We start from the raw sequence: 13,301 nt of genomic DNA on the forward strand, positions 1-13,301 counted from the left end.
GTCGCGGCCTGGAGCGCTTCGCGATGGGGTGGGCTCACCCAATCGCAGGAGAAGCGCTCCAGATTCAAAAGATTATAAGCATTTCTCCGCCCTTGGATGATCCCATCCAAGGGCGGAATGCTCTGGTGTCAGGCCGCACCAAGCCGCCGAGGGGGGAAGCCGGCGTCAGTCGTCGCTGTTGCTGGCGTTCCAGTCCCGTTCGGGCCGGGCGTCCCGATTGACGACGCCGACCGGCTCGCTCTTGGTCGACTTGAGCGGCGCATTGCCCGCCGGCAGGCGATACCCGGTCGGTGGCTGCAGCAGGGTGTCCCGTTGCGGCTCGTGGTCGTAGTCGAGCTTGCTCGGGTCGGTCTTGTCGGTGCCCTTTTTCAGCTCGTCGGGATTGAGCCAGGTGGACAGGCGGCCGTCGCCATAGACCTCGCGCGGCCCCGGCGCGTCCTGCTTGGAGGTACGCTTCACCGGCCGGTCCAGCTCTTCGCGCGTCAGGCGGGCGCCCTGAGACGGCCGGTTGTCGTTGGGGAACGGCACCGGCTGCTGCCGCTCGGCGATGGCGCGCTTGCGCTTGACGACGTCGGTGTCGTTGGGCCACGCCGCCTCGCGAGAGCCGGGGCCGGCGGACGGCTGCGGCAGGTCGAGCTTGGGCGGCACCGCCAGCGGCGCCCGCTCCCGATAGTTGATCGAGGCAGCACCCTTGTCGTCGTCGATGATGCCGAGGTTGCTGAGCATATTCTTCATGAACATGCCCTCCTCGGCCCGCACCGGGCTCGTCATGCCGCAAGCCAGGGCTATGGCCGTGAGCGGAGCCCACATGGTCAATGCGCGTGCCATTCCGTCTCCTGTCTCTGGGCGCCGGCCTCGGCTGGCCTGCGTTGCCGGGCAACCGTCCCGCAACGCCGATGGGCAAGACCGACCCTCACACGACCCAGGCTAACGCCCGGTCGCAGAGGGGCCGACGCGACGACATTCATGAGGCGGCTTCAGCTTCTCTTCCGCCGGCGCGCCTCGGAGCCCCTTTCCCCAAGGAGCGAGTCATACAGAAGTGTCGCCACTCCGGCAACGATGGCGGCGTCGGCGATGTTGAACACGTACCAGCTGAACGATCCCACATGGATATGAACAAAGTCGAAAACCGCGCCGTAGGCGGCGCGATCGACGGCGTTGCCCACGGCGCCGCCGGCGATCAGCCCCAGCGCGGCGGCCAGGAAGCGCGAATGCGCCCGCCAGATCCACACGCCGAGCAGGGCCGCCGCGGCGAGCGAACCGGCGATCAACACCATCCGCCACGTGTCGCCCGCGATCTGGAACAGCCCGTACGAGATGCCGCGGTTCCACACGGCGACCAGCTCGACGAACGGCGCCAGCACCAGCGGCCCCCGGTTCGGCAAATCGGCCACGAACAGCAGCCAGAGCTTGCTCGCCTGATCGAGCACGAGCGTCAGGAGCGCGCAGAGCGCGCCGACCCTGGCCGGCGTCATGCGCGCGCCTTCTGCCACTCGCGCATCGCCCTGGCATCGCGCGGCGTGAGATCGGGATATTCGGCATCACTGCCGACCTCGGGCGAGATCTTCCAGGAGCGCGCGCATTTGCGCCCTTCGGCCTTGGCAAACACCACGGCGACACCGGCGACGTCGTCGAGGCGGAAGGCGTCGGCCGGCCCCTCCCCCGGCACCAGCGTGATCGCCGAGGTGATGCAGATCTCGGCGAAGTCGAGGCCGGCGAGCGCCTGCTGCAAGGCCGGATCGCTGACGTGCACGATGGGGGCCGCCTCCAGGCTCGAGCCGACGGTCTTGTTGGCCCGCTCGATCTCCAGGGCGCCGGTGACGACGCGGCGGACGCGGCGGACCAAGGCCCATTTCTCGGCCAGCGCCTCGTCGCGCCACGTGGCCGGCACGATCGGGAAGCGCTCCAGATGCACCGACTCCGCCGCCGGGAAGCGCGACAGCCACGCCTCCTCCGCCGTGAACGACAGGATCGGCGCCAGCCAGGTGGTGACGCAGCGGAAGAGCTGATCGATCACCGTCAGCGCGCCGCGCCGGGCCGTGCTAGAGATCGGGTCGCAGTAGAGCGTGTCCTTGCGGATATCGAAGTAGAAGGCCGAGAGGTCGCCGGTCAGGAACGGCACCAGCGTCGTCACCACTTTCTTGTAGTCGAAGCCGGCGTAGGCCTCGCGCACCACCTGGTCGAGCTCGGCCAGCCGATGCAGCATCAGCTGCTCGAGCTCCGCCATGTGCTCCACCGGCACGATGTCGTGGCCGGAGAAGTGGTGCAGCGAGCCCAGCATCCAGCGCAGGCTGTTGCGGATCTTGCGGTACTGGTCGGTGGTGCTCTTCAGCACCTCGGGGCCGATGCGCTGGTCGTCCCAATAGTCGACCGAGGCGGTCCACAGCCGCAGGATGTCGGCGCCCGACTGCCGGATCACGTCCTGCGGCGCCACCGTGTTGCCGAGCGACTTCGACATCTTGCGGCCCTGCTCGTCGAGCGTGAAGCCGTGGGTGACGACGATGTCGTAGGGCGCGCGGCCGCGGGTGCCGCAGCTTTCCAGCAGCGACGAGTGGAAGAAGCCGCGGTGCTGGTCGGTGCCTTCCAGATAGATGACCTGATCGTGCTGCTTGCCGGCGACGAGCGGGGCGATGGGGCTTCCCGGCCCGCGCCGCTTGACCTTGAGGTCGTCGCGCTTCTCCAGTGTGAAGGCGTGGGACGAGCCGGAATCGAACCACACGTCGAGCACGTCGTCGACCTTTTCAAAGCGCGCCGGATCATGGTCCGGCGCGAGGAAGCGCTCGCCGCTGGCGTCGGCGAACCAGGCGTCGGCGCCCTCGGCCTCGAAGGCCTCGGCGATGCGCGCGTTGACCCGTTCGTCGACCAGGGTCTCACCGGTCTCCTTGTCCACGAACACGGTGATCGGCACGCCCCAGGCCCGCTGGCGCGAGATCACCCAGTCGGGCCGGTTCTCGACCATGCCGCCGATGCGGTGCTCGGCCGCGGCCGGCACCCAGCGCGTCTCGTGGATCGCTCGCATCGCCCGCGCGCGCAGCGTGTCGCCCGGCGCCGCCAGGTCCTTGTCCATGGGGATGAACCACTGCGGCGTGTTGCGGAAGATGAGCGGCGCCTTGGAGCGCCAGGAGTGCGGATAGCTGTGCCGGAGCTTGCCGCGGGCCACCAGCATGCCGGCCTCGGCCAGCGCCGCGACGACGCGAGCATTGGCATCGCCCTCCTTGCCCTTGTCGTCGAAGACGCGGGCGCCGGCGAACAGCGGCACGTGGTCGAAGTAGAACCCGTCCGGCCGCACGGTGTGCGGCACGTCCGGCGTGCCAGCAGTGGCGAAGGCCGCCTTGTTCTTGACGAACGTCACGTAGTCGTCGGCGCCGTGGCCGGGAGCAGTGTGGACGAAACCCGTGCCGGTATCGGCGGTGACATAGTCGGCGGCCAGCAGCGGCACGCCGAAATCGTAGCCCTGGCCGTGCAGCGGATGGCGAGCCGTGAGCCCGGCCAGCATGGCGGGGCTCACATCGGTGACGCGCGTGAAGCTCTCGACCTTGGCCGCACGGAGGACGCCCTCGGCCAGCGCATCGGCCAGCACGTAGCGCTCGCCCACCTTGGCCCAGTTGCCGTCGGGCGCGGCGGTCACCTCGTAAAGGCCGTAGGGGATCTCGTTGGAATAGGCGATGGCGCGGTTGGCCGGGATGGTCCAGGGCGTCGTGGTCCAGATCACGACGCTCGCGTGAGCCAGCCGCTCGTCGAGCGCTTCGGCCCCCACGAGCGGGAACTTGACGAAAATGGTGGTCGAGACGTGCTCCTGGTACTCCACCTCCGCCTCGGCGAGCGCGGTGCGCTCGACGATCGACCACATCACCGGCTTGGAGCCACGGTAGAGCTGGCCGCTGGCGGCGAACTTCATCAGCTCGCGGGCGATCTGCGCCTCCGCGGCGAACGACATGGTGAGGTAGGGGTGCGCCCAATCGCCGACGACGCCGAGCCGCTTGAACTCCTCGCGCTGGATATCGACCCAGCGCTCGGCAAAAGCGCGGCACTCCTGACGGAACTCGAGGATCGGCACCTGGTCCTTGTCGAGCCCCCTGGTGCGGTACTCCTCCTCGATCTTCCACTCGATCGGCAGGCCGTGGCAGTCCCATCCCGGCACGTAGTTGCTGTCGTAGCCGAGCATCTGCTGCGAGCGGGTGACGAGATCCTTGAGGATCTTGTTGAGCGCATGGCCGATGTGGATGTGGCCGTTGGCGTAGGGCGGCCCGTCATGCAGGATGAAGCGCGGGTCGTGCCGGGCGGTCTGGCGCAGGCGCTCGTAGAGGCCGATCTCGTACCAGCGGGCGAGGATCTCGGGCTCGCGCTCGGGCAGGCCGGCGCGCATGGGAAACGCGGTCTGCGGCAGGAACAGGGTCTTGGAATAGTCGTGCGCCTTGGGCGCCACGGTCGTATCGGTCATCGCTGCGGCTCATGAAGGCCCGAAAGAGCGGGCGGCGCGGCATCACTGGGGCGGACACCGGCCGGAAAGGCCTGCCGTCGCACGGGACGGCGGCGCAATCAAGTCAACCGGCGCTTCGCTTGAGGCATTAACTACGGTCACCGTCCCGCATCGATCGCACAAATGCGCCGGCGTCCTGGCCATGTGGAGCCATGCTCGCCGTCAGCGCCTTAAGGGCAGAGATGTCGATCGGCTTGCGCGCTCTGATGAACCCCGTGAGTAGCGCCACAGGCTTTCCGTGGCGCGTGATCTCGATTGTGGCGCCTGCTTCAACGCAGTGGACGAGCTCGCTCAGATGCGCCTTGGCGACGGCAACATCGATGGAGTGCATGTCAGCCTCCTGATCAGGCGAGTGGCTGCCCCACCGCGTCATGGCCGGGCTTGACCCGGCCATCCATCCACTGAAGAACGCGGAGGTTCGGCCAGCCCTGCCGGGCTGACGTCGATGCATTGATGGATGGCCGGGTCAAGCCCGGCCATGACGCGGCAAAGGTGGTGCGCCGTCAGCCCAACAGCGAGCGCGGCGACGGGTTCTCGGCGAGGATGCGACGCGCCTCGGCGCTGTCGCGGTCCATCTGCGCCACCAGCGCCTCGACGTTGTCGAAGCGCTCCTCGGCACGCAGATAGGCCACGAACTCCACGTCGAGTTGCTGGCCGTAGATATCGCCGGCGAAATCGAACAGGTGCACCTCCAGTAGCGGCGCGCCGTTGTCGAAGGTCGGACGCCGGCCGAAACTGGCGACACCGTCGACCACGCGGCTGTCCACCGCGGCGCGCACGGCGTAGATGCCGTGCCGGAGCCGGCAGCCGTCGTCGAGCCGCAGGTTGGCCGTCGGGTAGTTCAGGGTGCGCCCGAGCTTCTGGCCATGGCTCACGTCGCCGCGCACGAACCAGCGATAGCCCAGCAGCGTGTTGGCCCGGTGCACGTCGCCGGCGCCGAGCGCCTGGCGGACCATGCTCGACGACACCGGCTCGCCGCCGTCGTTCACCGGTTCGACGACGACGACCGGCATGCCGCTGCCGGCCCCCCGGCGCAGCAGGAAGGACGGCGATCCCTCTCGCCCGCGGCCAAAATGGAAATCATGGCCGATGATCAGGCCCGACACGCCGAAGCTGGCCACCAGCACGTCGTCGAAGAAGGCGTCGGCGCTCATGGCGGCCAGTTGCGCGTCGAAGGGCAGCACGATCATGCCGTCGAGCCCCAGGCGCGCCAGCAGCGTCGCCTCCACCGATTCCGGCGTCAGGCGGAACACGGGCTCCTCGGGCCGGAAGAACGTGCGCGGATGCGGATCGAAGGTCAGCACGGCGGCCGGGCGGCCCAGCTCGTCCGCAAGCTTGCGGGCCCCGGCGATGACGGCGCGATGGCCGGCGTGCAGCCCATCGAAATTGCCGATGGCCACGACCGGGTGCTTCAGGTCATCGCCCGCAGGCTCCCGGCCACGCACGATGAAGAACGGGCGCCTCGGCCGCGTCCGCTGGATGTCTGGAAATTCGGTCTCGGGCATCACTCGGTCGCAAGCCGCCGCCGCAGGCGCGGCGCGCGGACCCTGACAACAACAGGCGCCTTCGGTCAAGCCAAGGGACATCCGGTCAAGCCAGTGGACCTCCGGTCCAGCGAAGCGGCTCGCCTCAGCCGCGTGACGGCAGCGCCACCCAGGCCTCGCCTTCCAGCACCGCCCGCCCGTCCGCGACACATTCGCAGAACAGCCGCGCCCGCCGGCGGCTCTCGACCAGCTCGACCACCTCGGCGGAGGCCGTGACCACGTCGCCGATCCGCACCGGCGCCAGGAACTGCAGCGTCTGCGACAGATAGATGGCACCCGGCCCGGGCAGGCGTGTGCCGATCAGCGCCGAGATGAGGCCGGCCGTGAACATGCCGTGGGCGATGCGCTGGCCGAACCGCGTCTGCGCCGCATAGATCTCGTCGAGATGGATCGGATTGTGATCGCCGGTAACCGCAGCGAAATCGGTGATGTCGGTCTCCATGACAGTGCGCATCAGGATTTCGCGCATGCCGAGGCGCAGGTCCTCGAAGGTGTAGGTTCTCAGCACGGGCTTCATGGATCCTCCGACCGCCGGAATGCAGGCCAACGCGGGTTGGCGCGGCGCAGCAGCTGTCGCTGCGTCGCAGCATTTAGCGGCTCCGCGGAGGTGCGGCTATTGAACTTTGGTTCCAGTTGCAACCAATGCGGGGCGCCCCGCTACCAGCGCAAGTGCGGGATCACCGCCATCGGCGCCACCGGCTGTCGCGCGGCCCAGGCCGTGACGGCCGCGGTCGTGAGGCGGCCCGGCACCCCCACCTCATGGGCGTGGATGCCGCGCGCGACGAACAGGCAGTCGAACCCCATGGCGACCGCGCCGGCCACGTCGGTGTGGATGGAATCACCGATGGCGAGAATGCGCTCCGCCGGCGCGGGCTTGCCGCGCAGCTCGGCGGCCATGGCAACGGCCGTCTCGTAGATCGGCGCACGCGGCTTGCCGGCATAGAGCGTCGCGCCGCCCAGCTTCTCGTAGAGCGCCGCCAGCGCGCCGGCGCAGGGGATGAGCCGGTCGCCCCGCTCGACGACCAGGTCGGGATTGGCGCAGATGAACAGCACCTGCCGCGCCGCGAGCGCGGTGAGCATCGGCCGGTACGTCTCCTCCGTCTCGGTCTCGTCGTCGAAGAGGCCGGTGCAGACGACGTAGGAGGCCTCCTCCACCGGCACGAAGCGCACCGCCAGCCCGTCGAAGATCGGCCGGTCGCGCGGCGGCCCGATCATGAACACGGGCTCGCCAGCCCGGGCCGCGATGGCGCCGCGGGTGATGTCGCCCGAGGTGACGATGGCATCGAAGCTGTCGCGGCGCACCTGGAGGCGCTCCAGCATCAGCAGCACCTCGGTGAACGGGCGCGGCGCGTTGGAAACGAGCACGACGGTGCCGCCGCCGGCCCGGAAGCGGGCGAGCGCCGCGCACGAATCGGCGAACGATTCGATGCCGTTGTGGATGACGCCCCAGATGTCGCAGATCAGCAGATCCCGGTCGGCCGCCAGCTGCGACAGGCCGTGCACCAGCGCCACCGGCCGGCCGGAGGGCGGGGCGCCGTCGTCGGCGTGCCCCGGTGCAGCAGAATCAGCGCTCATATGGGCAAGCCCCTTCTCCAACCTCTGCGGCAGCCGATCCGTCGTGTAACCGGCCTCAGATTCGACAACGACCAGTGCTCATTTCGCGTCCAGCATGCAAGTCGTGCGGACGGTCCGGCCAGCGCACCGGCGCTCGGCCACACGCTCCGCCGCCTTTATCCCGGGCGATACCGGTGGGGATCGGCTATGATTCGGCCGTCCTCGTTCCTCGATCTCGCGTCGTTCGTCCTCATCCGCGCGGAGCCGCCATGACCTTCCAGCCGACGACCCATCCCATCGACGCAAGCCTCGCGCCAAACGACCTCGCTGCGTTCTGGATGCCGTTCTCGGCCAACCGCTCCTTCAAGCAGCGGCCGCGGCTGGTGGTGGGAGCGGAAGGCATGCACTACCTCACCAGCGACGGCCGACGCGTCATCGACGGCGCGGCGGGTCTGTGGTGCTGCAACGCCGGCCATTGCCGCGAGCCGATCGTCAAGGCGATCCAGGCCCAGGCGGCGCGGCTCGATTACGCGCCCTCGTTCCAGTTCTCCCATCCGGAAGCCTTCACCTTGGCCGGACGGCTGGCGGCCCTGGCGCCGAGCGATCTCGATCACGTCTTCTTCGCCAACTCCGGCTCGGAGGCCGTCGACACCGCGCTGAAGATCGCGCTGGCCTATTGGCAGACCAAGGGCCGGGGCAGCAAGACCCGCCTCATCGGTCGCGAGCGCGGCTACCACGGCGTCGGCTTCGGCGGCATCTCGGTGGGCGGCATCGTCACCAATCGCCGGAGCTTCGGCACGCTGCTGACCGGCGTCGACCACCTGCCGCACACCTACGACCGCGACAAGCAGGCCTTCAGCCGCGGCGAGCCTGACTGGGGCGCGCATCTGGCCGACGAACTGGAGCGGCTCGTCGCCCTGCACGACGCCTCGACCATCGCCGCCGTCATCGTCGAGCCGGTCGCCGGCTCGACCGGCGTGCTACCGCCGCCCAAGGGCTACCTGCAACGCCTGCGCGCGCTCTGCGACAAGCACGACATCCTGCTCATCTTCGACGAGGTCATCACCGGCTTCGGCCGCCTCGGCACGGCGTTCGCCGCCGAGCGCTACGGGGTCGTGCCGGACCTCATGACCTTCGCCAAGGGCGTCACCTCGGGCACCGCCCCCATGGGCGGCGTCATCGCCCGGGCCCCGATCCACGACGCCTTCATGCAGGGGCCGGAGCACATGATCGAGCTGTTCCACGGCTACACCTATTCGGCGCATCCGCTCGCCTGCGCCGCCGGCCTCGCCACCCTCGACGTCTATCGGGACGAAGGCCTGTTCGAGCGGGCCGCCGCGCTGGAGAGCGCCTTCGCCGACGCGGTGCACGGGCTCAAGGGGCTGCCCAACGTGCTCGACATCCGCACCGTCGGCCTCGCCGCCGGCGTCGACCTGGCGCCCAAGGCCGAAGGCCCCGGCCGCCGGGGCTACGACGCGATGGTCGCGGCCTTCCACGATCACGACCTGATGCTGCGCATCGCCGGCGACACGCTGGCGCTGTCGCCGCCCCTGATCGCCTCCGAGAGCCAGGTCGGCGAGCTCGCCGAGCGGCTGGGGAAGACGATCAGGGCCGTGGCGTGAGCGGCGGCCGTGCCGCATCATCTGCATAGGCTCCAGGTCACGACCCGCGGCCAGGGCTTCTACGACATCACCCGGGAGGTGACGCACTGGGTGGCCGGGCGGCCGGTGGAAGCGGGCCTGCTCACGGTATTTTGCCGGCACACGTCCGCCTCCCTGCTGATCCAGGAGAATGCGGATCCCGACGTGCGGACGGACCTCATGACGTTCTTCCGGCACGTCGCGCCGGAGGGCCGCGGCCTCTACGTGCACGATGCCGAAGGGCCGGACGACATGCCCGCCCATATCCGCACGGCGTTGACGCAGACCAGCCTGTCGGTCCCCGTCGAGGCCGGCCGGCCGCTGCTCGGCACCTGGCAGGGCATCTACGTCGTCGAGCACCGCACCGCGCCGCACACGCGCGAGGTCGTGCTGCACCTAGCGGGCGATTAGAGCATGATCCCAAAAAGTGGACACTGGTTTTTGGACAAGATCATGCTCAAGACAAAGACTTAGAGCGGGACGATGATTCAAAGAAAAATCATCCCGCTCTAGACGGGAGCGGCGGCGGCGGTGCGCACGACAGGACGGCCGGCGCATCGCGCCATGATCTTCGCCTTCGACGCGATCGATGCGGCGGGCCGTCTGCCCGGCGACAGCATGATCGTCGTCTTACCTCATCCCTCCGCCGAAGGAGATGCCGCGTGAGTCTCGCGAACGGACGTCGCTACCTTGCCATCCCGGGGCCCTCGGTCGTCCCCGACCGTGTCTTGTCCGCCATGCACCGCGCGTCGCCGAACATCTATCATGGCGAGCTGGTCGAGATGATGCCGGCGCTGTACGACGACCTGCGCCGGGTTGCGCACAGCACGGCCAACGTGGCGATCTACATTGCCAATGGTCACGGCGGCTGGGAGGCCGTGATCGCCAACCTGTTCGCACGCGGCGACAAGGCGCTGGTCGCCTCGACCGGCCGGTTCGGGTCGGCTTGGGCCGAGGCCGCCGGTCAGATGAGCGTCGAGGTCGATCTGCTCGACTTCGGCAAGCGAGGCGGCCTCGACCCTGCGCGGATCGCGGCAGCGCTCGGCGCGGACCGCTCGCACCACATCCGCGCCGTCCTGATGACGCACGTGGACACCGCCTCGTCGGCCCGCAGCGACATTGCGGCCGTGCGCGCGGCGATCGATTCCGTCGGGCATCCGGCGCTTCTGGCGGTCGACGCGATCGCCTCCCTCGGCTGCGACCCGCTTCTGTTCGACGACTGGGGCATCGACGTCCTGGTGTCCGCGAGCCAGAAGGGCCTGATGACGCCGCCGGGCCTGAGCATCGTCTGGTTCAGCGACAAGGCAAGGCTTGCGTCGCAGCGCTCCGATCTCGTCACGCCCTATTGGGATTGGAACCTGCGCTGCTCCAGCCCCGAGTTCTACCGAAAGTTCGCGGGGACCGCCCCCACCCATCACTTGTATGGCCTGCGCGAGGCCTTGACCATGCTCCTGGACGAAGGCCTGAGCCATGTGTGGGCGCGCCATCGCACGTTGGCTCGGTCGGTCTGGGCGGCGTTCGACGCCTGGAGCCGGGATGGCGACATTGCCCTGAACATCGCGGAGACGGAGAGCCGCTCCCATGCCGTGACGGCGGCGCGGATCGGCGGCGGCGGAGCGACGCGCCTGCGCTCCTGGCTGGAGCACAACGCTGGCGTGACGCTGGGAATCGGGCTCGGCATGGCCGACCCGTCCGAGCCCACCTACGATGATTTCCTGCGCATCGCCCATATGGGGCACGTCAATCCGCACATGACGCTCGGCGTGCTGGCGGCGATGGAAGCCGGCCTGCAGGCCCTGGCGATCCCGCACGGGCGCGGAGCGCTGGATGCAGCCGCTGCGGTGATCGCCACCCACGCCGACGATTGACGGACGTGTCGGAGCGCCGGGGGCGGCCCTCCGACGGCGCCAGCTACCCCTGCGCGACCAGCGCCAGCCAGGCATCCTCGTCGATCACCTCGACGCCGGCCTCGCGGGCCTTGGCGAGCTTCGATCCCGCGCCGGGGCCGGCGACGACAAGGTCGGTCTTCTTGGAAACCGAGCCGGCGACCTTGGCGCCCAGGCGCTCGGCCATGGCCTTGGCCTCGTCCCGGCTCATGCGCTCCAGCGTGCCGGTAAACACCACCGTCTTGCCGGCGACGGGGCTCTCCGACGCCGTTGCCTCCATCGGCTGCGGCGTCACCTGGGCGGCGAGCGCATCGAGCAGCTCGCGGTTGTGCGGCTCGGCGAAAAATTGCACCACCGCGTCCGCCACCGCCGGTCCGATGCCGTCGATGGCATCGATCTCGGCACGGGCGTCGGCATCGGCGACGGCCGCTTCGGCCGCGGCGCGCAGGGCGTCGAAGCTGCCGAAATGGCGGGCCAGGAGCTTGGCGTTCCCCTCGCCCACGTGGCGGATGCCGAGGGCGAAGATGAAGCGGTTGAGCGGCACGCTCCGCCGCGCCTCGATCGCCGCGAAGAGATTGCCGGCGCTCGTGTCGCCGTAGCCCTCGCGGTCCTTGAGCTTCTTCAGCGAGCGCCGGTCACGCTCCTGGAGCGTGAAGATATCCTGCGGCCGGACCACCAGCCCGTCCGTGTAGAACGCCTCGATCTGCTTGTCGCCGAGGCCGTCGATGTCGAGCGCGTTGCGGGAGACGAAATGCTTCAGCCGCTCCTTGGCCTGGGCGGGACAGATCAGGCCGCCGGTACAGCGCCGCACCGCGTCCTCGCGGCCGCTGCGCGGGTTGAGCTCGCGCACCGCATGGCTGCCGCACGCGGGGCAGACGGTCGGGAACACGAACGGCGCCGCATCGGCCGGGCGCTTGTCGGTGAGCACCCTGACCACCTGCGGGATGACGTCGCCGGCGCGCTGGACTTCCACCGTATCGCCGACGCGCACGTCCTTGCGGACGATCTCGTCCTCGTTGTGCAGGGTAGCGTTGGAGACGACGACACCGCCCACGGTCACCGGCTCCAGCTTGGCCACCGGCGTCAGCGCCCCGGTGCGGCCGACCTGGATCTCGATGTCGCGCACGATGGTGGTGGCGCGCTCGGCCGGGAACTTGTGAGCCAGCGCCCAGCGCGGCGAGCGCGCCACGAAGCCCAGGCGCTGCTGCAAATCGAGGTCGTCGACCTTGTAGACGACGCCGTCGATATCGTAGCCGAGCGTCGCCCGCTCGGCCTCGATGGCATGATAGTGGGCGATCAGCTCGGCAGCGCTCTCGCAGCGCACCGTCAGCGGGTTGGTCGGCAGGCCCCAGCGGCCGAAGGCGGCGATGACGCCGGATTGCGTATTGGCAGGCAGGGCCGAGCGCTCGCCCCAGGTATAGGCGAAGAACGCCAGCGGCCGGCTCGCCGTGATCGACGGGTCGAGCTGGCGCAGGGACCCGGCGGCCGCGTTGCGCGGATTGGCGAACACCGGCTTGCCCGCCTCGGCCTGGCGCGCGTTCATGGCGGCGAAGTCGGCGTGGCGCATGTAGACCTCGCCGCGCACTTCGATGACCTCGGGCACATCGTCGCCGGCGAGGCGCTTGGGGATGTCGGCGACGGTGCGGGCGTTGGCGGTGACGTCCTCCCCCTCCTCGCCGTCGCCGCGGGTGGCGGCGGTGACCAGCGCGCCCTTCTCGTAGCGCAGGCTGACCGACAGCCCGTCGATCTTCGGCTCGGCCGTCATGGCGACGGGCGCATCGGCGGCAAGCCCCAGGAAGCGGCGGATGCGGGCGACGAACTCCTCGACCTCCGCGTCGGAGAAGGCGTTGCCGAGCGACAGCATCGGCACACGGTGCCGTACCTTGGCGAATTTCTCCGACGGCGTGGCGCCCACCTTCTCCGACAGGCTGTCGGCCGTGCGCAGCTCGGGAAAGCGGGCCTCGATCGCTTCGTAGCGCCGCCGCAGGGCATCGTACGCGGCGTCGGAGATCTCGGGCGCGTCGTTCTGGTAATAGAGCGCGTCGTGGTGGGCGATCTGGGCGCCCAACGCATGATGCTCCTCCTCGGCTTCGACCAAGGTGAGATCGTCGACGGGGCCGGTGCTGGTCTGGGCGGCTTTGGGCATCGCAGCGTGTCGTGAAGGGTTCAGCCCGCACTCTATAGCGCGCGGATCGGC

The 13,301-nt window shown here is 69.4% G+C and carries 11 protein-coding genes; 3 read left to right on the forward strand and 8 right to left on the reverse strand.

The window, feature by feature from the left end; genetic code table 11:
* Positions 1 to 165: 165 nt before the first annotated feature.
* The 7 genes from ACZ5PO_RS38300 to ACZ5PO_RS38330 form a co-directional block, all read right to left on the reverse strand.
* Positions 166 to 828 (reverse strand): hypothetical protein, encoded by a 663-nt coding sequence (locus ACZ5PO_RS38300; protein ID WP_464188436.1) that lies wholly within the window; start codon positions 826 to 828, stop codon positions 166 to 168.
* A 149-nt stretch (positions 829 to 977) separates the two neighbouring features.
* Positions 978 to 1,475 carry a signal peptidase II gene (gene lspA / locus ACZ5PO_RS38305; RefSeq protein WP_464188439.1) on the reverse strand — a complete coding sequence of 166 codons (498 nt, stop codon included), beginning with the start codon at positions 1,473 to 1,475 and terminating at the stop codon, positions 978 to 980.
* On the reverse strand, positions 1,472 to 4,441 hold the full coding sequence (gene ileS / locus ACZ5PO_RS38310) for an isoleucine--tRNA ligase (RefSeq protein ID WP_464188441.1): 2,970 nt from the start codon (positions 4,439 to 4,441) through the stop codon (positions 1,472 to 1,474). The genes lspA and ileS overlap by 4 nt, the downstream gene beginning before the upstream one ends.
* Before the next feature lie 127 nt (positions 4,442 to 4,568).
* Positions 4,569 to 4,811 (reverse strand): type II toxin-antitoxin system Phd/YefM family antitoxin, encoded by a 243-nt coding sequence (locus ACZ5PO_RS38315; RefSeq protein WP_464188443.1) that lies wholly within the window; start codon positions 4,809 to 4,811, stop codon positions 4,569 to 4,571.
* A 172-nt stretch (positions 4,812 to 4,983) separates the two neighbouring features.
* Positions 4,984 to 5,985 (reverse strand): bifunctional riboflavin kinase/FAD synthetase, encoded by a 1,002-nt coding sequence (locus tag ACZ5PO_RS38320; protein WP_464188445.1) that lies wholly within the window; start codon positions 5,983 to 5,985, stop codon positions 4,984 to 4,986.
* A gap of 124 nt (positions 5,986 to 6,109) precedes the next feature.
* Positions 6,110 to 6,541 carry a MaoC family dehydratase gene (locus tag ACZ5PO_RS38325; RefSeq protein WP_464188447.1) on the reverse strand — a complete coding sequence of 144 codons (432 nt, stop codon included), beginning with the start codon at positions 6,539 to 6,541 and terminating at the stop codon, positions 6,110 to 6,112.
* 140 nt (positions 6,542 to 6,681) lie between these two features.
* Positions 6,682 to 7,599, reverse strand: a complete 918-nt coding sequence (locus ACZ5PO_RS38330) for a TIGR01459 family HAD-type hydrolase (protein ID WP_464188449.1) — start codon at positions 7,597 to 7,599, stop codon at positions 6,682 to 6,684.
* A 248-nt stretch (positions 7,600 to 7,847) separates the two neighbouring features.
* Here ACZ5PO_RS38330 and aptA point away from each other — a divergent pair, with 248 nt between their 5' ends.
* The 3 genes from aptA to ACZ5PO_RS38345 all read left to right on the forward strand — a co-directional run bounded on the left by aptA (position 7,848) and on the right by ACZ5PO_RS38345 (position 11,086).
* A complete protein-coding gene (gene aptA / locus ACZ5PO_RS38335) occupies positions 7,848 to 9,200 on the forward strand; it encodes an omega-aminotransferase AptA (RefSeq protein WP_464188451.1) in 1,353 nt (450 codons plus the stop codon).
* Between the two features lie 9 nt (positions 9,201 to 9,209).
* Complete coding sequence (locus tag ACZ5PO_RS38340; RefSeq protein WP_464188453.1) at positions 9,210 to 9,629, forward strand: secondary thiamine-phosphate synthase enzyme YjbQ; 420 nt, start codon at positions 9,210 to 9,212, stop codon at positions 9,627 to 9,629.
* A 251-nt stretch (positions 9,630 to 9,880) separates the two neighbouring features.
* The gene (locus ACZ5PO_RS38345) at positions 9,881 to 11,086 is read left to right on the forward strand and encodes a pyridoxal-phosphate-dependent aminotransferase family protein (protein WP_464188455.1); all 1,206 of its coding nucleotides are present in this window, start codon (positions 9,881 to 9,883) and stop codon (positions 11,084 to 11,086) included.
* A 43-nt stretch (positions 11,087 to 11,129) separates the two neighbouring features.
* On the opposite strand, the gene ligA is transcribed toward ACZ5PO_RS38345, so the two are convergent.
* Positions 11,130 to 13,250 carry an NAD-dependent DNA ligase LigA gene (gene ligA / locus ACZ5PO_RS38350; protein ID WP_464188457.1) on the reverse strand — a complete coding sequence of 707 codons (2,121 nt, stop codon included), beginning with the start codon at positions 13,248 to 13,250 and terminating at the stop codon, positions 11,130 to 11,132.
* Between the last annotated feature and the right edge of the window lie 51 nt (positions 13,251 to 13,301).

The sequence above is a fragment of the Chelatococcus sp. KU-N122 genome, assembly GCF_055391085.1.

Coding starts and splice junctions, on each gene's coding strand:
- ACZ5PO_RS38300 (WP_464188436.1), bottom strand. CDS start 828: ATGGCACGCGCATTGACCATGTGGGCTCCGCTCACGGCCATAGCCCTG.
- lspA (WP_464188439.1), bottom strand. CDS start 1,475: ATGACGCCGGCCAGGGTCGGCGCGCTCTGCGCGCTCCTGACGCTCGTG.
- ileS (WP_464188441.1), bottom strand. CDS start 4,441: ATGACCGATACGACCGTGGCGCCCAAGGCGCACGACTATTCCAAGACC.
- ACZ5PO_RS38315 (WP_464188443.1), bottom strand. CDS start 4,811: ATGCACTCCATCGATGTTGCCGTCGCCAAGGCGCATCTGAGCGAGCTC.
- ACZ5PO_RS38320 (WP_464188445.1), bottom strand. CDS start 5,985: ATGCCCGAGACCGAATTTCCAGACATCCAGCGGACGCGGCCGAGGCGC.
- ACZ5PO_RS38325 (WP_464188447.1), bottom strand. CDS start 6,541: ATGAAGCCCGTGCTGAGAACCTACACCTTCGAGGACCTGCGCCTCGGC.
- ACZ5PO_RS38330 (WP_464188449.1), bottom strand. CDS start 7,599: ATGAGCGCTGATTCTGCTGCACCGGGGCACGCCGACGACGGCGCCCCG.
- aptA (WP_464188451.1), top strand. CDS start 7,848: ATGACCTTCCAGCCGACGACCCATCCCATCGACGCAAGCCTCGCGCCA.
- ligA (WP_464188457.1), bottom strand. CDS start 13,250: ATGCCCAAAGCCGCCCAGACCAGCACCGGCCCCGTCGACGATCTCACC.